Below are 24,048 nucleotides of genomic sequence, written 5' to 3'. Positions count from 1 at the left end.
ACGGTCACCATAAATGGTGACCGTACAATTTATGATGCGCAGATTGGGATAATCACCTTTTAGGGTGGCCCAATATTGTAAGGTGCGCATTTTTGCGCACCTTATTATTTATCCCGCGACGCGCGCTCGCAGCGCCGCTTTCTCTGCATCACTCAGGAAGGCAATGGTCACGCCATTTTCCTGTACCTGACGCATCTCTGCGACGGTTAACCCTGCCTGCGGTGCGGCAACCTGATACTCATGTGCCAGTTCCACACCCTGAACTGCAGGATCATCCGTATTGATGGTGGCGAGAATGCCATGCTGCAGGAAGGCCTTCAGCGGATGGGTGGCCAGCGAGGCAACGGTGCTGGTCTGAATGTTTGACGTGAGGCATGACTCCACGCCAATGCGCTGCTCGGGGAGGAAATCCATCAGCGCACGATCTTCAATCGCTTTCACACCGTGGCCGATACGTTCGGCACCCAGCTCACGAATGGCCTGCCAGATGCTTTCCGGGCCTGCGGCTTCACCGGCGTGCACGGTAATACGGAAACCGGCGTCACGGGCGCGATTGAAGTGACTGAGGAACTCACTGCCCGGGAAACCTAACTCGTCGCCTGCCAGATCCACCGCCGTGATGCCATCACGGTGTGCCAGTAAACCTTCCAGTTCACGCAGACAGGCTTCATCACCGAAGGTGCGGCTCATGATGCCGATCAGATTGACATCCACACCATACTGTTTTGCGCCTGCACGCACGCCATCAATGACGGCTTCAACCACACCGGCAATCGGCAGATTGTGGGTCATGGCCATATAACCCGGCGAGAAGCGCAGTTCTGCATAGTGAATACCTGCACGGGCGGCATCTTCGACGTTTTCCAGCGCAATGCGGCGACAGGCATCGAGATCGCCCAAAACTTTTACGCCCCAATCCAGTTTTTGCAGGAAGCTGACCAAATCCGGTTCGTTGGCGGTGACTTGCACGTGCGGACGCAGTTCGTCGAGGGTATGAGCAGGCAGAGCAAGATTAAACTGGCGGCCTAAATCAAGAATAGTTTGTGCGCGGATGTTGCCATCAAGATGGCGGTGGATGTCAGTCAGGGGGAGTTTCAGGTCAATCATGTCGCACTCGCTAAAGTTACATAAAGTGCAGAGCATTATAAAAACATCTTGCGCAACAGCGCCAGTGATTTGCGCAAAGCGAGAAAGGGATGCTGAAATAATCAGCATCCACAGGCTATTAACCGGTGTGTAAAGCCGCCAGCAAACGATCCAGACCCTCATCCAGCTTGCTGCGCGGGCAGCCAGCATTAAGACGCAAATACCCTCGGCTGGCTTCGCCGTAAGTAGAACCCGGCATGATCGCCACCTTGTAGTGATGGATTAACTGCTGTTGCAGGGCCTGCTCATCAATACCGAGGGGATTAAGGTCAATCCATGCCAGATAGGTTGCCGCAGGCGGCTGCCAGTCGAGATCCGGAAATGCGCCATTCAGCCGCAGGGCAATATGCTGCATATTCTGCTTCAGGTAGTCCCGCAGAGCATCGAGCCAGGGCGCACCCTCACGATAGGCTGCGATGGTAGCAGCGACGGCCATCACCGCCGGAGACGACAAACCATCCTGCTGTTTGAGCGCGTGGAACCACGCCTGGCGATCGGTGGCATCTGGGATGATGCCCCAGGCCCCGGTCAGCGCCGGAATATTGAAGCTCTTAGATGCAGAGGTGAACAACGCCCATCCGGACTGCGCCACCTCGCTCCACGGCGTATGGCGCTCCGAGCCAAGAACCATATCCATATGGATCTCGTCGCTGATCACCTTCACACCGTAACGTTCGCACAGCGAGGACATCTGCTGCAATTCCGCCTTCTGCCATACTTTGCCAGTAGGATTGTGTGGGCTGCACAGCAGCATCACTTTGCATTGCGGCCGCGCCAGCAATGTCTCCAACTGAGCCATATCACAGAGCCAGCTGTTGCCCTGACGCTGTAGAGGCAGTTCCAGCACGCGGCGTTGGTTGCCGTTGATGGTGTTGTAGAACGCATCGTAAGCTGGCGTATGGATCAGCACTTCGTCACCGGGCTGGGTCCAGTGGCGCAGCATCTGCGCCACCATGTAGATCACCGACGGGCCGTAGACCAGTGACTCGGCGGCGACGGTTGTGCTAAAGCGGCGCTGCATCCAGTGCTGCAGGGCAGCGAGGAAATCATCATGCTGCCAGCGGCTGTAGCCAAACACACCGTGTGCCACACGCTGTTGCAGGGCATCAAGAATGCAGGGCGCGGTCGCGAAATCCATATCTGAGATGGTGAAAGGCAGCAGATTCGCCACGCCGAAGCGGTCAGCAACAAAATCCCACTGCGTACACCAACTGCCGTGGCGATCTACCACACGATTAAAATCAAACATATCCATCATGCCACCGAGGTGCTCATCAGGTGTGCCATCTCATCTTTCACCGACTGGACTTGCGGGCCAATCACCACTTGCAAACTGGTTTGATTGAGATGGACCACGCCAATCGCACCATTGGCTTTCAACGCGGCATCATCCACTTTGCTCATGTCCGCGATGGACAAGCGCAGGCGGGTCAGGCAGTTATCCAGCGAAGTGATGTTTTCAATGCCACCCAGTGCCGCCAGAATAGCCGGTGTGTTGTAACCGGATTTCCCCACGCCAGCACGACTCACCTGTTGTTCAACACTGCTGGTTTCTGCTTCTCGGCCAGGGGTTTTGATATTGAAGCGAGTGATGGCGAAACGGAAAATCGCGTAATAACCGACAAACCACACGGCAGCGATCACCGGCACCCAATACCACTTCGTGGAGAGGCCGTGCAGCACGCCGAATACGAAGAAGTCGATGACGTTGCCGTCGGTATTACCAATAGTCACGCCGAGGATTGCCATCACGGTAAAACCTAAACCAGTCAGCAGCGCATGGATTAAGTACAACACGGGCGCGACAAACAGGAACAGGAATTCAATCGGTTCGGTAGTGCCACCGACCACGCAGGCCACCACGCCAGAGATCAGCAATCCTTTAATTTTATGACGATTCTCAGGACGGGCGCAGTGATAAATCGCCAGCGCCGCACCCGGCAATCCACCGAGGAAGGCTGGCATCTTGCCTTGCGACAGGAAGCGCGTGGCACTCTCGGCAAAGCCATGGGTCTCTGGGCAGGCTAACTGTGCCTGGAATATGGTCAACGCGCCGCTGACACTTTTGCCGCACACGTCCAGGGTGCCGCCGGCATCAGTGAAACGGATGATTGCCACCAGAATATGTTGCAGACCGAAGGGCAGCAGTAAACGTTCGCCGGTACCGAAGATCATCGGACCAAATTCACCTGCGCTGTTAATGACCCAACCTAAACCGGTTATCGCACGGGCAAAGAATGGCCAGATCAATGGCACCACCAGGCCCAGCAGGCCCATCACCACCGTGGTCACAATCGGTACAAAACGCGTGCCGCCAAAGAAGGCCAGTGCGTCTGGCAGACGGATGTTGTGGAAGCGCTCATGCAGCCAAAACACCACCACACCCACAATCACCGCGCCGAGAATACCGGTGTCGATCGACTGAATGCCGAGAATGTTCTGTACGTTATTGGCTTTCAGCACGGCCGCATCAGTGGTAGGCAAAATGCCATTGATGTTCAGCCAGAAGTTGACGCTGAGGTTGAGCACGGCATAACCGACAAAACCGGCGAAGGCGGCCACGCCTTTATTCTCTCGCGCCATGCCCAGCGGGATAGCAATCGCGAACATGACCGGCAAGTAGCTGAAGGCAAATGAGCCCAGCTTGGCCATCCAGATGAATAACGATTGAGGGGGAAAGTGACTTTAAAAACAGTATTTTACGTTCAGGCTGTTTTACAGTGGGGCATCGGTGGGGCATTTCTTGAAAATTCAGCGTTCAACACCGCCATCTGATCAAGGTTGTTTTCTGTCATCCATTTTCCATAAACGGTATAAATCATCTGTGCAGAAGAGTGGCCCATCTGGTTAGCAACAAAGTTCGGGTTAACTCCGGCACCTAATGCCCAGCATGCAAACGTGTGGCGCGTTTCGTAGGCTTTGCGGTGTCGGACTCCTGCCCGTCGCAAAATTGTTCGCCATGCTGACCCAAGAGAACCGTTAGTATAGTAATCCTCAGACCTCCCATTCATCGCGGTCAGGTGCGGAGAAAAAATGAATGTGCACAGGTCAATGCGCTTTTCGCCATTCTGCCTAAGGTGAACCTTGATTTCGTGCTGCTTACCCATTCTGGTGAGCGGCATTTGTCGCTTTAGAGCTTCAATCGCTGGCGCTGATAGCTGAACCGTCCTGATCCCTGATTCTGTCTTGGGTGGCGTGAAGTGATTGGCGAGGGACTCGCCGCGCACTATCTTTGCCGTCCAGTTGACTGTGTCGATATCTTCCCAGGCCAAAGCGTAAATCTCACCGTGGCGCATACCGGTATTCACGGCAAAGATGATCATGTTCTGCATCTGGTCAGAAGGGCACATATCTAACACGCGATCATACTCTTCACGCGTGAGCGGATCAGGATTTGGCCTCTCTTTCTTGAGCGGCGACACCCCATCAAGTGGGTTTTGATCCATGTAACCATTCCGCACTGCAAACGAGAACATACCCCTTATGCAGGCGATGTATCCATTCACTGTTGTTGCCTTTCTTCCTTCCAGTGGTCGGTGGTCTCTTCCTCTTGGCCTTTGATATCCGTTCAAAAGCATCTTTCTTGCCTGAAGCATATCTTCCTGCGTAATGCTGTTCGCATATCTTTGCTCACCCAGCACCTCAAATACTGACCTGATGTATGAGAGGTAGTGGATGCGTGCCGTTTTCGTCAACTCGAGCTCTTTCAGCGACATCCACTTTTGAGCCAGCTGTGACAGTGTCACCGGCTGCCTTTTCCCTCCAAACTTTTCGACATTAGCTGAATCCGGAAACTGCTTGCTGTAGTCAAAGTTCCCGGTCTTGATTGCATAGCACACCGATGTGCGCAGCTCTCCTGCCATCTTCCTGTTCTTGGGTGTATCAGGCACTCCAAGACTCTCCCTTACTCGCTTGCCTTGGTATATGAACCAGATACGCAGAGACCCTCCGTGGTTCTCTACGCCGGTTGGATAGCTAGCCATTCGCTTTCCTCGGTTGTTGATGGAGCCGACATTTAAGCAGAAATCTTTCTGCGGATCGCTGGGCGCTGCTTCTCAATCCAGTGATTTATTTCTGGCAGGCAGTACATGATGGTGCTGTTTTCTTTCGGCGCGAGGTCTGGTGAGACATGCTTATACTCACGGCCTTCCATCCAGGTAGAGCGGCGGGCGTGCTGGATCATGTGTTTGGTCATGCCGGTTACTGTGGTGAGAACGGACTCGGACACCCATTTATTGGGTGTCAGTTGAATAAGGTTTTCCATTGGCTCTCCGGATTTTGGTATATCGCTACAAATGGGTAGCGGGTGGAATGTGGCTGCATTTCAAAATTTATTGTTTAGGCGGCCAAAGCCACGCCAGCAGCAGGGCAATAAAAAGGGCCAGGTTTGTGATAACCCAGCCCGTGTCGACTTCATCGCATGTGGCAGTCATTTTGCCGTCCGCATTTCTTTATCAATTCGCCGCACATAGTGGATCAGCCAGGTTTTAGGCCTGAACGTATTTGGCGGCAGGCAATCAATAGTTTTGGCGTGGCGATCGAGAATGGCGGTAATGATGCCGTCGCGTTCTGATCGCGGCTTATCTTTAAGCGCGGCCAATATATCTGACCGGCACTTGCGCGCTACCGCCCGGAGCGCGTTTTCAGTTTGTGTCGACATCATGCAATTTTCTCTCTTGCTAGCGGTGAGCACATCTCTGGAAGATTGGCGCGCACCAGGGCTTCAGCGAACGGCGGCGGTACCGCGTTGCCGCAGCGGGCAACCTGTTTGTCTTTGGCGTATTTCTTGCCGCGAAAGTCCTGATCAATGACGTACCAGGAAGGGAAGCCTTGCGCCGCGTAGAGTTCGTGAGGCTGCAGCATGCGCATGCCGATATCGACTATCTGATAATCGGTGCCATCAACCGTGATCAGGCCGAACCGGTCATTGGTGGTGACGGTGCCAAGCGGTTCATTCAGGCCAACGCCGCCTTTCTCGTTCCCGTAATACTTCATCAGGAAAGCGCGCACCTCGCCCAGGTGGGTGCCGCTGGCGGTGATGGTGTGCAGCGGCGTGTCGGTAGGTTGGCCGGTGTTGGTACCGCGAAACTTAATCAGGTTCGACGTAACCAGCGCATGATGATCGGTGGTGGTCACCGTATGCGCTGGCCCATCCAACGCGGCGCCGGGGCCGGTATAGTTGCCACCGAAGTGTTTGGCGAGGAAAGCGGTCGCGAGGGCAAACTTATTGCCCCCGGCGGTAACGGTTCCAACTGGCTTGTCTATATCGAGAACGCGCGGCGCTTGTCCGGGGCGCTCACCATATCCCATCTGAATCATTGTTGGCACGACTAACGCGCTATGCCCGCCGCCGCCAGCTGTGACCGTTCCCGCTGGTTCATCAACCGGGTGACCAACACTGTTACCGAACTGGCGGGAGATGACCGGCGCAAGCATAGAGCAGACAATGTTGGTGCGGTTCTGAGTCAGCAGCGTAAAAAAAGGCTTATCAACCGGGCGCGGCTTCATTTGAAATGTTGATCCGCCGGTACCAGCAAAAATCGGCGCGACCACGGCATACCCATGCTTGCGGGTAATCGTCTGAAGTGGGTCATCCAGTGACTGGCCCCGGAAACAGTCATAACCGCCTTTGCTGGTGGTGTGATTGCACTTCACGATGAAAGGCGTTGGGTTGTCGGTTACGAAGCGCTGAATGCCGCGAGCGATGCGCTTCATCGTATTTTCGGCCAGCGGCTTACTGCGTCCAAAAATGCTGGGGCAGGGAATTGACCAGTCGATGCATTCAGCCGCGGTTCTCCATGGCTTCAAATGTCCTGACTGCACAGCCAGGCTTTTTGGATCACCATGCGATGGCTGTGGCCACGTCACTGGCTGACCGTCGCAGCGCATCACCATGAAGAAGCGTTTGCGGATAGTTGGCGCGCCATAGTCACAGGCGCGCAGCTCCCGGTATTCGACCGTATAGCGCAATCCGGCGACAAGGCGGCGGGCGTCTCCACTGTGACGGCCGATCTGTAGGAAGTCGCACACCTCATCCAGCGCCGGATGATCCGCCGGAATGCCGGTGCTCAACATGCCAACGAATGCCGCGAAGGTTTCTCCCGCTCGCGCCGGATCCGGACGGTCTTCACTGTCCAGCAGCGGGCCCCACGTTTTAAACTCTTCCACGTTCTCAAGCATCACAACGCGCGGACGCTTAGCCAGTGCCCAGCGGATGACAATCCAAGCCAGGCCGCGAATCTCTTTTTTAACAGGCTTGCTGCCCTTCGCTTTGCTGAAGTGGCGGCAGTCGGGGGAGAACCAGGCCAGTCCAACCGGCGCGCCAGAAGTCGCCGCGACCGGGTCAATATTAAACACCGATTCGCAGTAGTGCAGCGTGTCCGGATGGTTGGTGGTGTGCATGGCGATCGCGTTTTCGTCGTGGTTGATGGCAATGTCCACGCTGCGGCCGGTAGCCATTTCAATACCGGTACTGGCTCCGCCGCCGCCGGCGAAGTTATCGACGATGATTTCCCTCATAGGACTTGTTCTCCAAACGATGCGGTTAGCGACTGAGCTGCGGTGATGATTTCTGCTGACGGGTGGCGTTCAAGCAACATGCGGTTTATGTGCTGCATCACCTTCTGATGGTGTCCATCTTCAATTGAATGAAGCGCGGGGATCTGCTTCGCAATCAACGTGACTTCTGCGGGCCAGACACGGTTACCTGTTTCAGGAATAATTTCAGGAATATTTTGCAGCTGAATCTGTCGCGCCATCTTGCCTGCTGCGCGTTCAATCATCGACATCATTGCTGCGCCGCGCATCTCCAGCTCTTCCCGGCTGACATAGTCCATTTTCGGCCCGCGCCAGTTCTTATCGAACACAGCGATCGCTGCGCCGAACCCGGCTGATGATTCTGCTGGCTGGCCTTCCTCTGGCCGGTACCATTCTGGCAAGTCGAAACTGATGCGCCCGCGCACAAAGGCAACGTGATCCGCTTCTTCCGGCCACCACGTCTCGGCGGTTGCCGCTTTGATGAAATAGACATATCGCCCGCCAAGCTCACGCATTGCCATGGTGTGGGCGATGATGTGGCGCATGCCGGTGATGTAATGCCCATCGTGCTCACTGGCTCGACTGTAAGGCGGGTTCGCATACGCTGCGCCATTCAGTTCCGCCAGCCGGGCTGACCAGTCCTGCGTTAGCGCATTATCTTCGGCGGAGTAATACGCCTCGCATTTGTTGTTCTCGCGATCGGCAAACAGGTCGAGCACGAAAGGGCCGTACAGCGAATTAATGCCCCACCAGATTGGATCAGGGGTGCGCCACTGGTCGCCAACCTGCTTTAGTTGGTGCACCGATGCAGTTCTTAAAGTCTCAAGAGCATTCACATAGACTGAACGCTGTTTTTTAGTCATTTCCTAATACTCCTAAATTTAACTAATCGATTTTCAACTTAATTTATGGGATTTTTGAATGGGGCATCATTTTTATGCCTCTAAAGCAACTATGATTGGCAATCAGGATTTAAAGTTAAACTAAAGGGGGCGTTTTGATTCTTTATAAATATCACAGGCTTAATCTTTCAAGATTTTTATTAAGGAGTCCTTCGGTAAGGTTCACTAGGATTGATGAACTGAATGATCCTTTTGAAGCTGCAGCGCTTAAATATGATGGTTCAAAAAATCACGACTGGAATTTGATGACTTTATCTCAATGTTATGGGGCATTATCCCTCTCCAGAAATCCACTGAATTCTTTAATGTGGTCGCATTATGCTTATGGGCATAAGTTTTCGAATAGAAATTTTATAAGCCTTGACATAAATAATCACGCGCATGCTGGGATGGTTATAGGTATAGATGTGAATGAAGCTGGGTTAAACGATGAGTCGAAAAATGTTTTGCCAGCAAAGTTTGGTAGTGTTATTTACACTAAAACGAGACCATTTCACCATTATTTAAAAAGTGATAACTATCAATTTTTTGAAGGTGGAGCTCATAGGTTTGAGTATGAAAATTTAGAAACCATGCAAAGGGTATTCCTCATGAAAGCCCAAGAATGGTCTTATGAGGAAGAGGTTAGAGTAATAAGAAATACTGGTAGAACTAAGAAGAGCTTTATAGAAAGTATTGAGCGGGCCGCAGTGAAGGAAATATATTTTGGAATGAGAAACTCATACCACAAGGAATATGTTGAACTAGTCATTAATAAAACCAAAAAGTATTTCCCTGATGCAAAAGTCTACTTTTGCAGGTTAAAAGATGACTCATGGGGCTTGGAGAGGGTGGATGTACACTCTCATATTATAAGTATCAATAATCAGTGAGGTAATCAAAGCGCAGTTTTTAAACTGCGCTTTCAATTTGGGGATTAAGGGATTTTTAATTATATAATTTTCCTATGATTTATTCTAATTAAAAGTTTAAATAATTGGACTTATATATAAAGCATACGTAACTGTTGACGTAGGGTATTCGACCGCTAATTTGCGGCGGTGCATCCACTTAATCGCGTTCGATTTGATTGATACGCCGCGAGAGCGGTGTTAAGCCATGGCTACTTCTCTGAGATCATTGTAGTGCTGCAGGAAAAGTACGGGTGCCTAGCGAGGATTGATCGGGGGGGCAGGAACGCATCAGGCTCAACATTTTCAAGAATCTGGCATGCCCGCCGTCATCTTAATCGAGGCTACGGCGTTCGGCAGCCGCATAATCAGGTCCGCCTCTTTCGCTTCAGGGCTCATCTGCCTTGGTAGGCCAAACTTACCGGGAATCATTTCTTCAACCTAATCGATGCGCTGGCGTTAATCACTGCCATTTAACCACGAAGGTAGCCTTGCATGAGCGCGTTAAACTCACCGAGTGACATTTGAAAAAGGGCGCTTAATTCGCCCCCTGTCATTGGTTTTTTGATGAGTTAATAAACGGTTTTCTCCTTAAAGCCTTGGTTTGGGCGTCCGTTTCTCCGGTACTGAGGGATGCTGCGCATAATTACGATCCGGATTCTTCCAGTCGCGATTTGTGATTGAGGTAGGTGTTGGTTGCCTGATCAAGCAGTTCTGCTTGCTCCGCCAGATGCTTCGAGGCGTATTTGTAGCACTTGTCCAGGCGGTCAATTGAATCCGCCTTTCCAGCCTCTTCGGTAAAATCTGCAAGCAGTTCATCCGGCGTGCGCTTTGGGGCACTGGTGTTCGTCGCTGGGTTAATTTCGCGCTCAGGCTGCTGTGTTTCTGTCTTGTTGTTGATCAGGTTGTTCAGGTCGGCACGGCTGCGCGCCGGAGTAACATCACGTTCTGACCGCTGCTGTGGCTCGAACTCGTCTGGCGTATAAACGTCAAGGATCACATCAGGGCAGTAAAGGCGCGCCCAGTATTTGACGGCCAGATAAGCCAACTGCTGTTTTGGTGCCGTTTTCCATAGCGGGGAATTACGCGTGGTGACGTACTCCATAAATAGCGGTTCACCCCAGGTGACGTCAGTTTCACCGCGCAGCACTGCGCCGACGCGCACAAACAAGCCTCGCTCATTGGCCGCGTTAGCTGCCCCCGGCTTAAACTTCTCCCAGTCGCCGCCATATTCATATTTAAAACGCCCCTGCACAGCGGTTGAGCTGGTGATTACTGCGTTAACCAACTGAGCTTCATATCCCAGTGTGCCGTTAACCAGATGCGTTTTCTGCGCGACTGCGTAGGGGTTCATTCCCCATTGCGCGGCCTGCAGAGCGATCGCCAGACAGTCAGCAGGCTTGCCGGCCAGATGTGCCGGTACCGTTGCGCGACCTTCTGCCATCACATTGGCAAACGCCTGTAACTTCTGCAGGCCGCTCGGGCTGAAGATGGCTGCCTTAGTGTCAGCCTCATTGACTGGTGACTGCGTCAGTTCGTTGCTCATGCGTAATCCTTTCTCTTAGCCCACTCAGGGCGCGTGATTTCTTCAATGCCGCCCCAGTTACCGGACTGCATGCATTCGTGGTAGGCGGTCAGGTCGCGGCGGAACAGGTCATAACCAACCGTGACGTCATCCTCACATAGCTGGAACACGCGAACCGGGTACCGGCCGCAATCAATCGACTCGCTGACGGCGATGAAAACGAAAAGCGGGTATTCGCCGAAGTGCTTGCTGTAGCCTTCGCGGTAGTAGGCGTCCTGAACGTGGTAGCGGAACTCTTCAACGTGGCGGGCGAAGCGGCTCATGTCCGCCACCTTCTTCACGTCCACGATGACTGGCTGCCCGGTGAGGAATTTGTCAGGCCGAATCCGGCACAACTCACCGGTCTGGTCATCGTTCCAGTAAATCGAGGCTTCCTGATGGCCCTCAGCTTCAAGCAGCCAGCGCGCGGCGGGGTGGGCGAGGGCGCTGGTGCGCATCAGTTGCAACTTGCGCCCCTGTTCGGCATCCATGACCGTCATACCCATGCCGCTGCAATCCGCCAGGAAGGCTTTTTCGCTCGCCTTGCCCTCGTTGGTTCGGCGGTTAAACTCCGGTGCGATGATGAAGCGCTTATCGAACTCTTCCGGCTCGAGCAGCAAGCAGTGAAGTGCCGTTCCCATGTCGAGTGCCGATTTCTTCTCTTCGTCTTCCGGCGCTTCTTTGCGCCACTGGAAAATGGCGGGGTTAATCGAAATGTCGTCCAGCTGTGATTTGCTGATCCCGGCGCCATGGTGATACGCCTCATTGCTGATATCGAAGTAAATGCCCGGTTCCATCACGCCACCTCGTCGTAACTGTGTTTGTGCTTCCAGATTTCAATTGCCCGCTCGCGCTTAGCGGCGGTGATCATCATGTCGCGCATGAATGCGTCAGCTGCCATTTCCAGCTCATCATCCATGTCAAACATGCCCATGGCTTCATGGTCGAAGTGGCGAAGCATCCATGCGCAGGCTGGCGCCACAATAGGGCTCATGCCGCGCTTATTCATGATTTCGTCAACACGTGCTGCGATGATCTGTAGTTCGCCATCCGGCAGGCTGTTGGCAATGGCCTGAACCTCTTTTCCGTCTTTGTTGTGCAGGCGGAATTTCATTTGCGTTCCCCCATGATCAGGCGCTGCAAAAAAGCGTTGATGAAGGTGAAGCCGTTGGAGCGCTTCAGTAACTCGGCGCGTTGGCGGTCCCACGTTTCCTGTTGCTTCTGGTACTGCTCGGCTTTTTGTTCTGATTTCATGGGTTGCCGTCCTGCGTGATAACTTCAACCAAACGCTCCCAAAGCTGCTGCAAGCGGCTTTTTGGCTGCCAGTGCATAACGTCTGCACCTGATAATTTGAATGCGAACTGGTTGATTACAGGCGTGGTAAAGCTAGGGCGAGCCACGATGGCATCGCCCGCGATTGCATATGACATCGTGGGTTTCCTTGGTGTTGGTTAGATTGGGTGATCAGTAATTGATGGTGGTGTGAGGAATCAGGCCGTCTTTCAGCGCTACCAGAGTGGCGATAGCTGCTTCGCGTGACAGGCCAGCGTTAGCGATCAGCGCGTTAACTACAGCGGTACCCACTGCTTTGCGGTGCGCTTCGTTTGCTGCGCGCTTTGCAGTTTCGTCGGCGATGCGTTTCTCTTCAGCCAGGCGGGCATCCTCCGCCGCTTTGGCTTTGCGCTGCTCTTCGGCGATGGCTGCCTGCTTCTCGCGTTCAGCCTGCTCACGAGCTTCCTGCGCCAGTCTGGCGGTTCGCTCCTGCGCTTCCCTGGCTTCGCGCTCTGCACGTTCCTGTGCGGCGATACGGTCACGCTCTGCCTGTTCTGCTTTGGCCTTCAACTCTGCTTCGCGGCGCTCTGCTGCTTCGTGCTCAACCTGTGCTTTCTGTTCGGCTTCACGGCGGGCGGCTTCAGCGGCTTCCTGCTTCAACTTCTCTTCGTGATCGCGGCGCGCTTTCTCTTCCGCTTCTTTGCGGAGGCGCTCGAGTTCAGCGGCCTGGTCTTCACGCTGTTTGGCTACAATTACCGCGGATTCCAGCTTCTGCACTGTGGCATCCTTAGCCACACCTGCTTCAGTGGCAATTTCCTGCCAAGTGTCATCCAGCGTCACTGCTTTGGCTTCACTGAGACGGGCCTGAATGTCAGAGGACGGCAGATAGTTACCTGCATCGTCAATAACGTCTGCCAGCGCCCTGAGGTCAGCCAATCGCTGCCGTAATGCCTGCTTGCGTTCGTCTTCTGCCTGCTCCCACTCATTAAGTGGTCGACGCACTTCATCCTTTAGAGCGTCAAGACGCTCACGCACCACGCGGCGGCTTTCGTCAATCTGCTTAGGCAGGGCTTTAAGCTCGGCAACCAGCTCCTTGCCTGCGTTGTCGATATAGGTTTTAGAGCGGGCCACCTTATGCGCCATTGATGCAATAGCATCACGGCCTTTCTTCGTGGTGACATCAGGAACAAGGCTGCGCGCCTCTTTCTCGATTGCTTCAATGATCGGGTCGAGCTGCTCTTTGGTAGTAAACACCGCCATCGCGTTCGACTTTTCGATGACGACTAAATCCGTTGTTTCACTCATTTCCTTCTCCTGCGGGCAAAAAAATACCCGCTCAGAGGCGGGTGTATTTAGGAAATCCCTATCACAGCGAGATTAATTACCGGGTTGTAACAAATCAGAGGGTTAGGGATTATCAAATCATGACTACTTATCGCGTAAGAGTGGGTTTTCATAACCCCACAGGCCTGACTTTCAGGCAGCTAGATGAACTACTGGAACCCCTCCGTTTCTGGCGAACAGATACGAATGGTGGCAACTTCCGTTATTACATGGAGTACGAATATCAGTCTGAAGTAAGAAGTATTTGCGATGTATGTGAATTGGCGTATTCCCAAGCCTGTAAAGTGAGGAAATGTCCGCTGATTCTTGTTGAGGCCAAATCTCATAAGGAACACCGTGAATAAAAACGAACTCCCAACCAAAATTTGCACAGTTTGTGGCCGCCCCTTTACTTGGCGTAAAAAATGGGAAAAGTGCTGGGATGAGGTTCGCAAGTGTTCCGAACGCTGTCGGCGAAAGTGAGTAAGTAACTGATGTTGCTCGATGTTTATCGGTTGATGAAAAAGTAACCACATTTTAGGTTTCAAAAATTTGGCATGAGACGGGTTAGAAATTTTAGGAACTATGTTGTTTGCAGCGCTCCTTTCTGAAGTTATGATCCAAGTTTTATGGGGTCAATGACATGAAAAACGTTGTCTTAAGCATGCTTGCCAAAATTTCCCACATTGATGCGGAGATGAAACAATTAACAGCCCGTGTTGAAGCTCAATCCCTACTGATAAGTGCACTTGTTTTAGCTGTAGGGAAGCAGGGCGGCGTTACCGAGATGATAGAGGGAGCAAATAAAGCTATCAACACAGTTATTGATTCAGTAGAGACCGATGAGGTGTTGAAGTCAGACGCTGCATTATTGTTAAGCGAACTTCAAAATTTGTTGAGCATCTCCAGAGCGGTTGATGGTGCTGACGAAGAAATTAATCATGACGGTCTTAATGATATTACCGGTGTAAGTGAAGCTTCTGATAAAACTCTTCCTAAGAACTGAACATTTTAAATGCCAGCGCAATGTGTTGGCAGTTCAGACCATTCAACTTTACTCACCTCATATCAATGGGATCGACTTGCCTCGCATTTTCTGCACCGCATGAATCTGACGACCCGCTTCGTTGCTGACCTTCTGAAATTTGCTGCTGATGCGGTATTCAACATATGCTGCGGCACCCGCCAGAATCTGCTTGTGATAATCAGTCTCGGTGTCGACTGCGCGATTAACGCTTGGTGTTACCCTGCGCTTGCACTGCAACACGACGCGATTTGGAGTAGGGCGGTGCATTACTTCTGAACTGTTGCTGGCTTCGCTCTGGAGGCCTGCACGGCGTTCTCGTCGACGACCTGCAGCTGAACCAGTGAATTGAGTTCTGCGTGTCATAGATACCTCCTGAGTGAATTTTAGTGATGGGCGCCGGTGCTTATCTTCGGCTCGCCTCGGTGGGCTGCACTTTCCCATCCCAAAACTCACGCTTTGGTATTAGTTGGCTTTTCAGCCACGTAGGTGATCCGTCACCGTTTTTACAAGAGCGTGTTATCCGTTTCGTTGTTAGCCAGCGTCCTGCTGATAGGCTTAGTATCACCAATAGTAATTTTATAGTCAACACTAGTGGTGATATTAAATTACGAGCGGTGATGAATTTTATGATTTGAAAGGGAATTTATTTTCAATAGGTACTATAAAGCCCGCAAAGTCGCAGTTGTGATATGCTGATTTGAGTGAAAATTGAGTTGATGACTTTTCGAACTAAACGAAGAACGTGCAGTGATGATCACCACGGCAATCGGCACGGCGGTGCTTGAACTAAAATTCAGTGATGAGTTGATAACTGAATACACGCTATCGGAGAAACTGGAGGAGATGCGACGGCGGGAAACGAACGTGATCGGGAAGGGGGTCTACAGGGATGCTGCGGAACTGGTCAGGACGGGTTGGTTGCCGGTGGCATGAAAAAACCTGGCGCGGCGGCTGGATTATAATACTTCGCGTTTACAAATTTCGATCAAAATGGGAAGTCGATTTGCCGTTGAGGATTTATTATTTTCTTAACGTTAATAATTTCAAAAGTAGTCTTAATTCCCTTTTCAGCTAGAAATTGAGTAACCTTTAAATCAACCAATAAAAGATCTCCCTTAGCGAAGGCGACCGTCTGATTGTCAATGGCTTCAATAAAGTGCTGGTCACTAACCTCTGCTTCAAATAAAGATCCGCCATCAGAAAATTGCCATCTTTTGCCTTCCCTGAAAGAGATATCAATAGGCTGAAGAGCCTTTTCAGTCGTAGATTCAGAAATAATAGTTTCGGCTACCCCATCTACTTTGAAATAAATTGCCTCATCTTTACTTACTTCTACAAATGTTTTTCCATTATCGATGGTTACTGCAAAACTATCAATCCCATCTTTTTCCAAGGGTTTGGTAATCACCTTCTCAAGGGATCGCCTAAGTTTTTTATTCTTGTAAAGTTCAACGACTTGATCGTCAAAAATCTCGCTTTCATCATCAACTATAATAGTTGTACAACCATCAAATGTTGGCTCAATTCTTTTTATTTTCCTCGGTCCAATCCACTTTATTAGTTGGATGAGTCCTTTGTAGGATTCTTTTGTAGCGTAATATCCAAAGCCAACAAGACTTATGATGTTGCAGGCAGCAGAGGCGTTATTTCCTGAGAAGACACCCATAATTTGACTTGTTAATGATGATGATTGCGCAATTAAATCAACTCCAAATGACCCGGCCCTGAAAGATGCGTTAACTTTGACTGATATGCGCTTTTCTCTTCCATAAATAGTTTTCCCAGCTTCTTCCAAGGCATCTGATAGCGACAGCAGTGCAGGCGCAAGATCACGCACATCCATTTCATGCGTATCCAGAGCTGGTCCATCGTAAACTATTCTAAACTTCATATCATCACTATCCATCAATGCCCGTCCTGTGCATTAGTCTAAACCTGATCGTTTATACAGTAAATCTTCAACTATCATCCAAACGTATCTTCAGCCACTACTCACCAGAAATGCGCTGCTTCATCTCGCGCTGGTATTTGTGATAGTCCTCATCACATTCAGCTGAGCAGAAGGCTGTATCTGCTATGACTTCTTCATCCTCGCACCAAATGCATTTACCGTTTCGGCTAACCAGCCTCGGCTTACGTGCTGACATTGACGCCGCCAGATGGGCTTCTTCGCGCTCTTGTGCCAAATCTGCATCATCCAAAATGATTCTCCTTAATTATCAAACCTATCTTCCTGCGATTAGCCGCCTGGCGCATAAGCTCCACTTGCGATGAACCACACCAGAAGTGTTATACCAGCAACAATGATCGCTACTGGAAACAGATATCCAATTTTCATGCTAAATCCTTTCTTGCTAGGCTCACTATGGCCTCATCAGCCAGACCAGGATAAGGATGCCGATGATGATAATCATTATGGCGGTAATGTGTTCATCTGGCATTTGTACCTCTATCCAAACGTCTCTTCCGGCCACTGAGCCTTAACCACCTTGCCGATGATGCGACAGCTGTGATCGCAATCCAGCGTTCGATAGGCAGGATTCAGCGGTACCAGATAGCTAACACCGGCATCTTTTTCGTACTTCTTGAAAGTTACTTCACTATCACCGTTTGCTGAGGCAATGCAGAAGTCTCCAGACTCAACATCCTCTGCTGGATCAACTAGGATTAGCATCCCTTCTGGAAAGCTAGGGCGCACTCCTTGCGGGGCAGTCATAGAATGACCTTTAACTTCTAACCAAAAAGCTTTCTCACTGGCCTTTTTAGTAGTCGGAACGTGCGCCTTTGCATCTCTTACTGTATAGCTTCCTACCTCAGAGAAATCACCAGCTTGTACGTATGTAAACAGCGGGTATTCATAATGAGTTCTAACTACAGACGAGCCCATAAGTGACTCGTTCATCTCTTTTATCTCAAGAGCTATCGAGGGGCTGAAATCTTCAACCGTCACCTTCAATGCCTTTGCAAGCTTTGCAGCATGCGAAGCTCCAATTGCATTGGATCCATTTAGTAACTGAGCTATGCCGCTTTGTCCCATGCCGATGTGCTCGGCTAAGGTCTCCTGAGACCATCCAAGTTCTTTTTTCTTGCTTTCAAAGATCGCTTTAAGCCTTAAGGCGTCAGCGACTTGTTCAGGTGTTAATGGCTTCTTTTTCATACAACTATTTTATAACCGCAAGGAATAATCACCAATCACCAACAGTGTTGACTATTTAATTACTATTGGTGATAATGTGATTGTTATTAAGGAGACCTCAATGGAAAGATTGCCTCTATCAGATTTCGTCTCCCGAAACGGGCAAGAAAAGGCAGCTGAAATCTTCAATGTTCGCCAAAGCGCCATAAGTAAAGCTCTTTCATCAGGGAGAAATATCACCGTAACCATTCTCGAAAATGGCAAGGTGATTGCTGAGGAACTTAAGCCGTTCCCTAGTAGTAAGCGTGACGTACAAGCCGCATAAGCAGCAACCGCTCTCTAAAAACGGACAACCTGTCCTACGTCGCTGAAAAGCGAATCCAATGAAACAAACACATCAAACGTGGCATTTGCTTCGGCTTTGTCACGTCTATCAACTTCTAAAAGGAATTATCGAATATGGACAGTGCAAGAAACAGCAAGTTAATCAATGAAGTGGAAACAGAACTCCGATCTCGCCTGACACACAAAGGCCAGCGTGTTTTGGCTGATGAAGCTGGATGGCATGAATCGAAAGTAAGCCGCTTAAACCTGCGCGATATGGCAACGGTTTTCGTGCTGCTGGAGAAGGTATGGGAAACGAGCCTGATCGCAGAGGTTGCCCGACAAGCGGTAGCTGCTGCGATGGGAAAAGAAAAAGCGCCGAACTGCGGGAACAGTTTCAGCGCCTGATGTATGGGTTCACTGGATCAACATACAGGAGTAATTATGAGTAGTTTATCACTGCATTACAAGGGCAAAGAAAAGAACGGCACCGAGACCACGGTTAAGAAAACGTTTCTGGTACCGCTGGCGGAACTGTACATCGAGCCGGGTTACAACGTGCGTGAAATCGACCAGGCACACATCGAAGAATTCCGCGATGCGTATATCGCTGGAGAATTTGTCCCGCCTCTGGCGGTGCAGGTAACTGACAAGGGCATCAAGATCATCGATGGTCACCACCGCTATCACGGTGCGCTTCTGGCTACAGAATCCGGTACAGAAATTCCCCGCCTTGAGTGCAAAGACTTTTCCGGTACCGAAGCCGATCGCATTGCCTTCATGGTTACCAGTAGCCAGGGCAAGCCGCTGACTTCACTGGAACGCGCAGCAGCTTATCAGCGTCTGGAAAATCAGGGTTGGTCAGTGAGCGAAATCGCCAGCAAGGTAAAGCGATCTGTGGCCGATGTTGATCACCACCTTCAGCTTCTGACATGTGGTGATGAGCTAATAGGCATGGTTAAGACTGGCGAAGTTGCACCGTCTACCGCTGTGGCTCTGGCTCGTGAGCATGGTCCTAATGCCGGAAGCATAGCATCCGAGCAGATGGCAAAAGCTAAAGCGGCTGGAAAGAAAAAACTGTCGCTTAGTGCGGCCATTCCTAAATTTAGTGCAACCAAAGCACGTCGCCTGGCTGAGCTCATTTCTGATGCTCAAAGTGGGGAAAGTGCTGAAGGTCATTCAATTCTTTATATCGATTCAAAGAGCGTACAAGAAGTCATGGCGATCTTAACTGACTATCGCGCTGGTACTCCCGGTAAGTGGGAGGATTCATGAACCTAGCTAAAGTCATTTCATTTCCAAAGAAAACTGAACAAACAGGAGGTCATATGGCCGACCTGTCCAACGGGTATACCAAGGTCGCCAACGAGATTCAGAAGCTTAAACCGCGCCTCAAATTATCGGGTCGGGAATGGCAATGTTTTGAAGCGGTGATATGGCTCACTTACGGATGGAACAAAAAGCAGGACAGGGTAACGAACACTGTGATTGCTGAGTTGACGGGGCTGAGCGACACGCACGTATCGGATGCTATCAAATCTCTGGCAGAGAGAAATATCATCTTCAGCCATAAGCAGGGGATGATGAAACTTGTAGGGGTAAATACTGAAATTTCAGCGTGGATTTTAGACAAACCGGAAACGGGAACAAAATTCCCGAAACCGGGAAAATCCTTCCCGAAATCAGGAAAAACCTTCCCGAAAACGGTAGCCACCCAATATAAGAACAAGAACATTAATAAAAACACTACGTCTGAGAATTCTTTCGAATCCTCAGACTCACCCCTTAAGCAGCTTCCTGCTCTTCGTCCTGATGCAGCTGTACAGTCACCGAAAGGCGATAAGTGGGGTACAGCCGACGACCTGAAAGCGGCAGAGTGGATTTTCACGAAGGTACTCATCGTCTCTCCGACAGCTCAGGAGCCTAACTGGCCAGCTTGGTCTAACGATATTCGCCTGATGCGCAATGCGCTGAAGTGCACCCATCATGAAATCTGCGAATTGTTCAAATGGGCTAACACCGATGCCTTCTGGCAAACCAATGTCATGAGTCCTGTAAAGCTTCGCGAAAAGTGGGACACGCTTAAGGCTCAGATGAACCAATCAAACCGCAACCGACATGCATCTGCGCCACAAGAGTCCACTCATCACTGGAACAGCCGCGAGGCCTGGGAGAATGAATTTCTATGAGACAACTCGTATCAGCAATTCAAAAACGTGACAGTAGCGCGCTGGCCCGCATGGCTGGTGATGGACCGCCACCTGTCGAACGCGGTGTACACGAAGACGTGGAACGTCTGGTTGATGCGCTATTCACCAACCTGAAGCAGGTCTTCCCGGCATCAGTAAGCACCGCCTGGAAGCGTCCGGAAGACGAAGCAGCAGCCAAGCGCCAGTGGATCGCCGCTTTCGCAGAGAACGGCATTCACAATCGCCAGCAACTTTCAGCCGGTATGCGTGAAGCGCGTGCCAGCGGTTCGCCTTTCCTGCCGTCACCTGGTGAGTTCATCGCATGGTGCAAGAAGGGCTCATTTTTCGCTGCTGGGCTGCCAGACGAAGACATGCTGTATTCGCTTGTGATGACCTACTGCGCCAGACGCGGCGGTTACGTTACGGCAGAAGACTATCCGTGGGGCAGCAACGCCGAATACTGGATGGTCACCGGCCTGTACAGCATGATGCGAGCTAACAATCTGAGTGAACCCGAACTACGCGTGAAATGCCGCTCTGAGCTGCGCAAGATGTCACAGCGCATCGAAGCTGGAGAAGAAATACCCGAGCCGCGTAAGCAGCTGTTAAAGCTCTCTATCCCATCAACTAACGAGAAAGCGCAGGAAGGCATTGCGATGCTCCGTGCCACCCTGAAGCGAGGTAAGTCATGAGCGATGGAAACTGCAGTTGCTTCGTGCCTTTATCCAACGATTGCCGGTAGAAAACAGGGTATGCATTCACAGCGAACATGGAGTTAAATGATGATCCATTATCACGGCGGACCAATAACGCCTGACACCTGCGCCATCAAAGCGTGGAAAGCCCGGCACGCATTCATATCCTTTGCCCACGCAAGCCAGATTAACCTCGCCTCTGAATACTGCCAGTCATTCGCCCTCGATAACGGCGCGTTTACTGCTTGGAAAGCAGCTGGCCGGAATAAAATCGAGTGGAGCGATTATTACGAGTTTGTAGCGCGCTGGAAAAATAATCCTGGCTTCGACTTCGCGATAATCCCTGACGTCATCGATGGTGGTGAAGCTGAGAACGAGGCATTACTCGAGGAATGGCCGCACGGTGTTTTCTATGGTGTACCGGTATGGCACATGAACGAAAGTGACGAGCGATTTATTCGACTGTGCAACACGTATCCGCGGGTGGCGATAGGCAGTTGTGGCGAGTATGACGTTAAGCGGCCAAACATCGCAGTGGCGCGCATGAAAGACCTGATTCGCCATGTCACCGATGATTACGGGCAACCCATCACCAAGCTTCACGGCCTGCGTATGCTGAACCCGCTCATCTTCACCAAACTTCCGCTTGCCAGCGCCGATAGCACGAACGTTGCCAGAAATATAGGAATCGACAAGGCGTGGTCTGGTGCATACGCGCCGGCCTCAAAAGAGACTCGCGCCGCCCTAATGGTTGAGCGCATTGAGTCGCATAATAGTCCCGGCTCGCTCATCTATTGTGAGCATCGGGATAAATTCAACATGCAACTTCAGCTGGCTGTATAGGGGGGCTTAGGAAAATTCGAAATTAAGGCGATGATTGCCCTAAAGCGAAGCGGTTTAAGTTCGCAACGCAAAAAATCAATAAGTTCTGCTTTACGTTTCAAAGTGTGAATTCGACTTGCACTTTACCGGTAACATCGTATTTTCAGTAAGGAGGTTCAATACACACAAACTGAAGAGGGATATTTATGGCTAAGCATCATGTTTTAAAGTCACTTGAAATTACAGCAATTGTTATCTTCACGCTGGTATTGGCTTACTTAGCCATTACCGGAATTTTATCATCAATGGGCATTGACCACTCCTGGGCTTACCCTCACCGTTAAGTAAACTAAGCACCAGGGAAATCAAGCAAAACTTAAAAATAAACCAGTTAAATTATATGGCCGACATCTCAAATAAAGGGGTTCGGTTGCACAAATCGAACTTCCTCGACGTGGGGCAACAGTTACTGCCTTTGCTCGAATCTGGCGAATGCTACCGGCTAATACTCAGGCCTTGGAAAGAAAAACGTAGCCTTTCGCAGAACAACCTGGCCCATATGTGGTTTGGCGAAATCAGCGAATACCTCATTAAGTCCGGCCGTATCGATGCCACACCTGAATGGGTAAAGCGCAACCTCAAAAGAACTTACCTGGGCTGTGAAGAAATCACTTACACCGACTTCGTTACCGGCGAGAAGGTCACCACCTACGAACCACGCCACACTTCCAGCCTCGATACCGGAGACATGCATTTCTTCCTGAATCAGGTTGAAAAGTGGTGCGGGCAGTTCGGGCTGTCACTGACCATTCCCCACGATAGCGAATATCAAAAACTGAAGGACAATCAAAATGGCTAAAAAGACATGGTCCGATAAGGATCTGGCTTATATCGAACGCGTCGCCGGAAAAGTTCCTGTGCACGTCATGGCTGCCGCTATAAACAAATCGGTGTCAGCTGTAACAAGTAAGGCGCACTCGCTCGGTCTGAAGCTGAAGGTACCAGCAATCATCCTCAGTAAATATTGGCCCGATTATGTGCAAAAGAATCGCACAGATGAAGTGTCATAACTCCATCATGCAATTCTGTATTTACCATCTAATATTTAAATTAGAACAAAGATAACGTCCGAAGTTTTAACCATGTCTTCCCTGTAATAGCTTTTAAACTTCCGGGTCCTTATGAATGTGAATTAGGACCAAATGTGTTCATATGGAGAAAATCCGATGAAATCAGGACTTGAAGCAGGTTGCGTTGCCTTGGTAATTGACTCAGTGAATCCTGAGAACGTCGGAAAGTCTGTAACATTACTGAGTTGGGTCCAGGCTGGAGAATTTTTCAATGCACCAGATGGCACTTGCGGAAAAATGCCTTCTAACACAGGCGGCTGGCTGTGTGTAGGTGACATTGTATGTGTTGGCAAAATGTCCGTCTCATTAAGGGATTTCAGAAATTATGGCTGGTGTATTTTCCCATCCAAATACCTTATGCCGCTAAAGGGCGACGACCTCAGATATTATGATGACCGCAGTAAGGAGAGGTGCAATGCCTGAAGAAAGGAAAATACCTAAAGTGCGTAAATGCAGAATATGTAAAAAGCGCTATAAGCCTCTTACTCTTTATCAGTGGTGGTGTTGCGATGAGCACCAGGACGAACTGATAAACCATCTCGCAACAGCAGCCAGAAAGAAACGGATACAGCAGCAGGACAAGTTCAGAAAGAAAGAAGCACAGCAGGAAACACGCCACCTCAAGATTCGCAAGTTAGCACTACAGCCCCTCAGACACTTCCACAAACAAGCTCAAGCCGCCTTCAACGAGTTTATCCGCACCCGCGATGCCGCCGCTCCATGCATAAGTTGCGGTCGCTTTCACGATGGAAAATATGATGCTGGTCATTACCGTACCCGCGGTGCATCGCCGGCCACACGTTATGACGAAACCAACTGCCATAAGCAGTGCGTTCCCTGCAATCAGCACCTCTCAGGAAACATCGAAAACTACACGCCAAACCTGATTAAGAAAATTGGGCAGGATGCTTTCGATCGCCTTATGGGGCCACACCCTATTAGCAAGTGGACGCGGGAAGAGTTGCAGGAACTAGCAGCACACTACCGTCAAAAGACACGCGAGCTGATCGCACAAAGGAGCGAAGCAGCATGACCGAATACCTCAAAAAGAAGTGGCTCCGATTCACGCTCCTGCGAATGCCTGGCTTGGG

33 protein-coding genes and 1 pseudogene are annotated in these 24,048 nt (G+C 50.7%); 15 read left to right on the top strand and 19 right to left on the bottom strand.

Annotated features, from left to right (window positions below; translation table 11 throughout):
* Window positions 1-108: 108 nt before the first annotated feature.
* From add to LK04_RS10005, 8 genes and pseudogenes are all read right to left on the bottom strand, one after another.
* The gene (gene add / locus LK04_RS10040) at window positions 109-1,107 is read right to left on the bottom strand and encodes an adenosine deaminase (RefSeq protein WP_039331030.1); all 999 of its coding nucleotides are present in this window, start codon (window positions 1,105-1,107) and stop codon (window positions 109-111) included.
* 118 nt (window positions 1,108-1,225) lie between these two features.
* A complete protein-coding gene (locus tag LK04_RS10035) occupies window positions 1,226-2,395 on the bottom strand; it encodes a MalY/PatB family protein (RefSeq protein WP_197063322.1) in 1,170 nt (389 codons plus the stop codon).
* A gap of 5 nt (window positions 2,396-2,400) precedes the next feature.
* Window positions 2,401-3,816: pseudogene (gene malX, locus LK04_RS10030) on the bottom strand (maltose/glucose-specific PTS transporter subunit IIBC); the annotation flags it as partial.
* A gap of 35 nt (window positions 3,817-3,851) precedes the next feature.
* Entirely contained in the window at window positions 3,852-5,129 is a 1,278-nt protein-coding gene (locus LK04_RS10025; protein ID WP_039330995.1) for a site-specific integrase, read from the bottom strand.
* Between the two features lie 32 nt (window positions 5,130-5,161).
* Window positions 5,162-5,410 (bottom strand): excisionase family protein, encoded by a 249-nt coding sequence (locus LK04_RS10020; RefSeq protein WP_039330994.1) that lies wholly within the window; start codon window positions 5,408-5,410, stop codon window positions 5,162-5,164.
* A gap of 165 nt (window positions 5,411-5,575) precedes the next feature.
* Complete coding sequence (locus LK04_RS10015) at window positions 5,576-5,809, bottom strand: hypothetical protein (protein ID WP_231568855.1); 234 nt, start codon at window positions 5,807-5,809, stop codon at window positions 5,576-5,578.
* Window positions 5,806-7,665 carry a DNA cytosine methyltransferase gene (locus tag LK04_RS10010; RefSeq protein WP_039330993.1) on the bottom strand — a complete coding sequence of 620 codons (1,860 nt, stop codon included), beginning with the start codon at window positions 7,663-7,665 and terminating at the stop codon, window positions 5,806-5,808. Before LK04_RS10010 ends, LK04_RS10015 begins: the two co-directional genes overlap by 4 nt.
* Complete coding sequence (locus LK04_RS10005) at window positions 7,662-8,546, bottom strand: phage N-6-adenine-methyltransferase (protein ID WP_039330992.1); 885 nt, start codon at window positions 8,544-8,546, stop codon at window positions 7,662-7,664. Before LK04_RS10005 ends, LK04_RS10010 begins: the two co-directional genes overlap by 4 nt.
* Before the next feature lie 134 nt (window positions 8,547-8,680).
* Here LK04_RS10005 and LK04_RS10000 point away from each other — a divergent pair, with 134 nt between their 5' ends.
* Window positions 8,681-9,457: a DUF2971 domain-containing protein gene (locus tag LK04_RS10000; RefSeq protein ID WP_156138053.1), complete on the top strand. Its 777-nt coding sequence runs from the start codon at window positions 8,681-8,683 to the stop codon at window positions 9,455-9,457.
* 664 nt (window positions 9,458-10,121) lie between these two features.
* On the opposite strand, the gene LK04_RS09995 is transcribed toward LK04_RS10000, so the two are convergent.
* From LK04_RS09995 to LK04_RS09975, 6 genes are read right to left on the bottom strand one after another with little or no spacing between them, the layout of a single operon-like run.
* Entirely contained in the window at window positions 10,122-11,021 is a 900-nt protein-coding gene (locus tag LK04_RS09995) for a RecT family recombinase (RefSeq protein ID WP_039330991.1), read from the bottom strand.
* Complete coding sequence (locus LK04_RS09990) at window positions 11,018-11,836, bottom strand: PD-(D/E)XK nuclease-like domain-containing protein (RefSeq protein ID WP_039330990.1); 819 nt, start codon at window positions 11,834-11,836, stop codon at window positions 11,018-11,020. Before LK04_RS09990 ends, LK04_RS09995 begins: the two co-directional genes overlap by 4 nt.
* Complete coding sequence (locus LK04_RS09985) at window positions 11,836-12,153, bottom strand: hypothetical protein (protein ID WP_039330989.1); 318 nt, start codon at window positions 12,151-12,153, stop codon at window positions 11,836-11,838. Before LK04_RS09985 ends, LK04_RS09990 begins: the two co-directional genes overlap by 1 nt.
* Window positions 12,150-12,293, bottom strand: a complete 144-nt coding sequence (locus LK04_RS20665; RefSeq protein ID WP_156138052.1) for a hypothetical protein — start codon at window positions 12,291-12,293, stop codon at window positions 12,150-12,152. The genes LK04_RS09985 and LK04_RS20665 overlap by 4 nt, the downstream gene beginning before the upstream one ends.
* Entirely contained in the window at window positions 12,290-12,469 is a 180-nt protein-coding gene (locus tag LK04_RS09980; protein ID WP_039330988.1) for a hypothetical protein, read from the bottom strand. Before LK04_RS09980 ends, LK04_RS20665 begins: the two co-directional genes overlap by 4 nt.
* 34 nt (window positions 12,470-12,503) lie before the next feature.
* Window positions 12,504-13,616 carry a hypothetical protein gene (locus LK04_RS09975; protein ID WP_039330987.1) on the bottom strand — a complete coding sequence of 371 codons (1,113 nt, stop codon included), beginning with the start codon at window positions 13,614-13,616 and terminating at the stop codon, window positions 12,504-12,506.
* A 119-nt stretch (window positions 13,617-13,735) separates the two neighbouring features.
* Here LK04_RS09975 and LK04_RS20885 point away from each other — a divergent pair, with 119 nt between their 5' ends.
* The 3 genes from LK04_RS20885 (at window position 13,736) to iraP (ending at window position 14,640) form a co-directional block, all read left to right on the top strand.
* Complete coding sequence (locus LK04_RS20885; RefSeq protein WP_071885743.1) at window positions 13,736-13,999, top strand: hypothetical protein; 264 nt, start codon at window positions 13,736-13,738, stop codon at window positions 13,997-13,999.
* Window positions 13,992-14,117, top strand: a complete 126-nt coding sequence (locus tag LK04_RS20115; protein WP_197063321.1) for a DUF2256 domain-containing protein — start codon at window positions 13,992-13,994, stop codon at window positions 14,115-14,117. The genes LK04_RS20885 and LK04_RS20115 overlap by 8 nt, the downstream gene beginning before the upstream one ends.
* 160 nt (window positions 14,118-14,277) lie before the next feature.
* Entirely contained in the window at window positions 14,278-14,640 is a 363-nt protein-coding gene (iraP, locus tag LK04_RS09970) for an anti-adapter protein IraP (RefSeq protein ID WP_039330986.1), read from the top strand.
* 57 nt (window positions 14,641-14,697) lie between these two features.
* Here the strand turns inward: iraP and LK04_RS09965 are convergent, their stop codons facing one another.
* Window positions 14,698-15,024, bottom strand: coding sequence for a hypothetical protein (locus tag LK04_RS09965; RefSeq protein WP_039330985.1), 327 nt, complete (start codon window positions 15,022-15,024; stop codon window positions 14,698-14,700).
* A gap of 387 nt (window positions 15,025-15,411) precedes the next feature.
* Between LK04_RS09965 and LK04_RS09960 the strand changes: the two genes are divergently transcribed.
* Window positions 15,412-15,594 (top strand): hypothetical protein, encoded by a 183-nt coding sequence (locus LK04_RS09960; protein WP_039330984.1) that lies wholly within the window; start codon window positions 15,412-15,414, stop codon window positions 15,592-15,594.
* Between the two features lie 52 nt (window positions 15,595-15,646).
* On the opposite strand, the gene LK04_RS09955 is transcribed toward LK04_RS09960, so the two are convergent.
* The 4 genes from LK04_RS09955 to LK04_RS09945 form a co-directional block, all read right to left on the bottom strand.
* The gene (locus tag LK04_RS09955; protein WP_039330983.1) at window positions 15,647-16,567 is read right to left on the bottom strand and encodes a hypothetical protein; all 921 of its coding nucleotides are present in this window, start codon (window positions 16,565-16,567) and stop codon (window positions 15,647-15,649) included.
* Window positions 16,568-16,649: 82 nt separating this feature from the next.
* On the bottom strand, window positions 16,650-16,862 hold the full coding sequence (locus LK04_RS09950; protein WP_039330982.1) for a hypothetical protein: 213 nt from the start codon (window positions 16,860-16,862) through the stop codon (window positions 16,650-16,652).
* 38 nt (window positions 16,863-16,900) lie between these two features.
* Window positions 16,901-16,999 carry a YoaK family small membrane protein gene (locus LK04_RS20660; RefSeq protein ID WP_013512152.1) on the bottom strand — a complete coding sequence of 33 codons (99 nt, stop codon included), beginning with the start codon at window positions 16,997-16,999 and terminating at the stop codon, window positions 16,901-16,903.
* A 111-nt stretch (window positions 17,000-17,110) separates the two neighbouring features.
* The gene (locus tag LK04_RS09945; protein ID WP_039330981.1) at window positions 17,111-17,818 is read right to left on the bottom strand and encodes a LexA family protein; all 708 of its coding nucleotides are present in this window, start codon (window positions 17,816-17,818) and stop codon (window positions 17,111-17,113) included.
* 100 nt (window positions 17,819-17,918) lie between these two features.
* On the opposite strand from LK04_RS09945, the gene LK04_RS09940 reads away from it, so the two are divergent.
* From LK04_RS09940 to LK04_RS09895, 10 genes are all read left to right on the top strand, one after another.
* The gene (locus LK04_RS09940; protein ID WP_039330980.1) at window positions 17,919-18,122 is read left to right on the top strand and encodes a Cro/CI family transcriptional regulator; all 204 of its coding nucleotides are present in this window, start codon (window positions 17,919-17,921) and stop codon (window positions 18,120-18,122) included.
* Window positions 18,123-18,256: 134 nt separating this feature from the next.
* A complete protein-coding gene (locus LK04_RS09935) occupies window positions 18,257-18,529 on the top strand; it encodes a CII family transcriptional regulator (protein WP_039330978.1) in 273 nt (90 codons plus the stop codon).
* 36 nt (window positions 18,530-18,565) lie between these two features.
* Window positions 18,566-19,396: a ParB/RepB/Spo0J family partition protein gene (locus LK04_RS09930; protein ID WP_039330975.1), complete on the top strand. Its 831-nt coding sequence runs from the start codon at window positions 18,566-18,568 to the stop codon at window positions 19,394-19,396.
* A gap of 53 nt (window positions 19,397-19,449) precedes the next feature.
* Complete coding sequence (locus LK04_RS09925) at window positions 19,450-20,310, top strand: replication protein (RefSeq protein WP_081998089.1); 861 nt, start codon at window positions 19,450-19,452, stop codon at window positions 20,308-20,310.
* Window positions 20,307-21,002 carry a replication protein P gene (locus LK04_RS09920; RefSeq protein WP_039330971.1) on the top strand — a complete coding sequence of 232 codons (696 nt, stop codon included), beginning with the start codon at window positions 20,307-20,309 and terminating at the stop codon, window positions 21,000-21,002. The genes LK04_RS09925 and LK04_RS09920 overlap by 4 nt, the downstream gene beginning before the upstream one ends.
* A 90-nt stretch (window positions 21,003-21,092) precedes the next feature.
* Window positions 21,093-21,848, top strand: a complete 756-nt coding sequence (locus tag LK04_RS09915) for a hypothetical protein (RefSeq protein WP_039330969.1) — start codon at window positions 21,093-21,095, stop codon at window positions 21,846-21,848.
* Between the two features lie 185 nt (window positions 21,849-22,033).
* Complete coding sequence (locus LK04_RS20765) at window positions 22,034-22,171, top strand: hypothetical protein (protein WP_197063320.1); 138 nt, start codon at window positions 22,034-22,036, stop codon at window positions 22,169-22,171.
* 56 nt (window positions 22,172-22,227) lie between these two features.
* Window positions 22,228-22,686 carry a YbcN family protein gene (locus LK04_RS09910; RefSeq protein WP_039330967.1) on the top strand — a complete coding sequence of 153 codons (459 nt, stop codon included), beginning with the start codon at window positions 22,228-22,230 and terminating at the stop codon, window positions 22,684-22,686.
* A complete protein-coding gene (locus tag LK04_RS09905) occupies window positions 22,679-22,897 on the top strand; it encodes a hypothetical protein (RefSeq protein ID WP_039330965.1) in 219 nt (72 codons plus the stop codon). The genes LK04_RS09910 and LK04_RS09905 overlap by 8 nt, the downstream gene beginning before the upstream one ends.
* Before the next feature lie 475 nt (window positions 22,898-23,372).
* A complete protein-coding gene (locus LK04_RS09895; RefSeq protein WP_039330963.1) occupies window positions 23,373-23,990 on the top strand; it encodes a recombination protein NinG in 618 nt (205 codons plus the stop codon).
* Window positions 23,991-24,048 lie beyond the last annotated feature (58 nt).

It is taken from the genome of Pantoea vagans (assembly GCF_001506165.1).
Classification (GTDB): domain Bacteria; phylum Pseudomonadota; class Gammaproteobacteria; order Enterobacterales; family Enterobacteriaceae; genus Pantoea; species Pantoea vagans_C.
Note: the sequence above shows the minus strand (reverse complement) of the source record. Positions and strands in the feature narration are given on the sequence as shown.

Bases quoted from the DNA above. Each gene is read 5' to 3' on its own strand.
- add (WP_039331030.1), bottom strand. From the start codon at position 1,107: ATGATTGACCTGAAACTCCCCCTGACTGACATCCACCGCCATCTTGAT.
- LK04_RS10035 (WP_197063322.1), bottom strand. From the start codon at position 2,395: ATGTTTGATTTTAATCGTGTGGTAGATCGCCACGGCAGTTGGTGTACG.
- LK04_RS10025 (WP_039330995.1), bottom strand. From the start codon at position 5,129: ATGGCTAGCTATCCAACCGGCGTAGAGAACCACGGAGGGTCTCTGCGT.
- LK04_RS10020 (WP_039330994.1), bottom strand. From the start codon at position 5,410: ATGGAAAACCTTATTCAACTGACACCCAATAAATGGGTGTCCGAGTCC.
- LK04_RS10015 (WP_231568855.1), bottom strand. From the start codon at position 5,809: ATGATGTCGACACAAACTGAAAACGCGCTCCGGGCGGTAGCGCGCAAG.
- LK04_RS10010 (WP_039330993.1), bottom strand. From the start codon at position 7,665: ATGAGGGAAATCATCGTCGATAACTTCGCCGGCGGCGGCGGAGCCAGT.
- LK04_RS10005 (WP_039330992.1), bottom strand. From the start codon at position 8,546: ATGACTAAAAAACAGCGTTCAGTCTATGTGAATGCTCTTGAGACTTTA.
- LK04_RS09995 (WP_039330991.1), bottom strand. From the start codon at position 11,021: ATGAGCAACGAACTGACGCAGTCACCAGTCAATGAGGCTGACACTAAG.
- LK04_RS09990 (WP_039330990.1), bottom strand. From the start codon at position 11,836: ATGGAACCGGGCATTTACTTCGATATCAGCAATGAGGCGTATCACCAT.
- LK04_RS09985 (WP_039330989.1), bottom strand. From the start codon at position 12,153: ATGAAATTCCGCCTGCACAACAAAGACGGAAAAGAGGTTCAGGCCATT.
- LK04_RS20665 (WP_156138052.1), bottom strand. From the start codon at position 12,293: ATGAAATCAGAACAAAAAGCCGAGCAGTACCAGAAGCAACAGGAAACG.
- LK04_RS09980 (WP_039330988.1), bottom strand. From the start codon at position 12,469: ATGTCATATGCAATCGCGGGCGATGCCATCGTGGCTCGCCCTAGCTTT.
- LK04_RS09975 (WP_039330987.1), bottom strand. From the start codon at position 13,616: ATGAGTGAAACAACGGATTTAGTCGTCATCGAAAAGTCGAACGCGATG.
- LK04_RS20885 (WP_071885743.1), top strand. From the start codon at position 13,736: ATGACTACTTATCGCGTAAGAGTGGGTTTTCATAACCCCACAGGCCTG.
- iraP (WP_039330986.1), top strand. From the start codon at position 14,278: ATGAAAAACGTTGTCTTAAGCATGCTTGCCAAAATTTCCCACATTGAT.
- LK04_RS09965 (WP_039330985.1), bottom strand. From the start codon at position 15,024: ATGACACGCAGAACTCAATTCACTGGTTCAGCTGCAGGTCGTCGACGA.
- LK04_RS09960 (WP_039330984.1), top strand. From the start codon at position 15,412: ATGATCACCACGGCAATCGGCACGGCGGTGCTTGAACTAAAATTCAGT.
- LK04_RS09955 (WP_039330983.1), bottom strand. From the start codon at position 16,567: ATGGATAGTGATGATATGAAGTTTAGAATAGTTTACGATGGACCAGCT.
- LK04_RS20660 (WP_013512152.1), bottom strand. From the start codon at position 16,999: ATGAAAATTGGATATCTGTTTCCAGTAGCGATCATTGTTGCTGGTATA.
- LK04_RS09945 (WP_039330981.1), bottom strand. From the start codon at position 17,818: ATGAAAAAGAAGCCATTAACACCTGAACAAGTCGCTGACGCCTTAAGG.
- LK04_RS09940 (WP_039330980.1), top strand. From the start codon at position 17,919: ATGGAAAGATTGCCTCTATCAGATTTCGTCTCCCGAAACGGGCAAGAA.
- LK04_RS09935 (WP_039330978.1), top strand. From the start codon at position 18,257: ATGGACAGTGCAAGAAACAGCAAGTTAATCAATGAAGTGGAAACAGAA.
- LK04_RS09930 (WP_039330975.1), top strand. From the start codon at position 18,566: ATGAGTAGTTTATCACTGCATTACAAGGGCAAAGAAAAGAACGGCACC.
- LK04_RS09925 (WP_081998089.1), top strand. From the start codon at position 19,450: ATGGCCGACCTGTCCAACGGGTATACCAAGGTCGCCAACGAGATTCAG.
- LK04_RS09920 (WP_039330971.1), top strand. From the start codon at position 20,307: ATGAGACAACTCGTATCAGCAATTCAAAAACGTGACAGTAGCGCGCTG.
- LK04_RS09915 (WP_039330969.1), top strand. From the start codon at position 21,093: ATGATCCATTATCACGGCGGACCAATAACGCCTGACACCTGCGCCATC.
- LK04_RS20765 (WP_197063320.1), top strand. From the start codon at position 22,034: ATGGCTAAGCATCATGTTTTAAAGTCACTTGAAATTACAGCAATTGTT.
- LK04_RS09910 (WP_039330967.1), top strand. From the start codon at position 22,228: ATGGCCGACATCTCAAATAAAGGGGTTCGGTTGCACAAATCGAACTTC.
- LK04_RS09905 (WP_039330965.1), top strand. From the start codon at position 22,679: ATGGCTAAAAAGACATGGTCCGATAAGGATCTGGCTTATATCGAACGC.
- LK04_RS09895 (WP_039330963.1), top strand. From the start codon at position 23,373: ATGCCTGAAGAAAGGAAAATACCTAAAGTGCGTAAATGCAGAATATGT.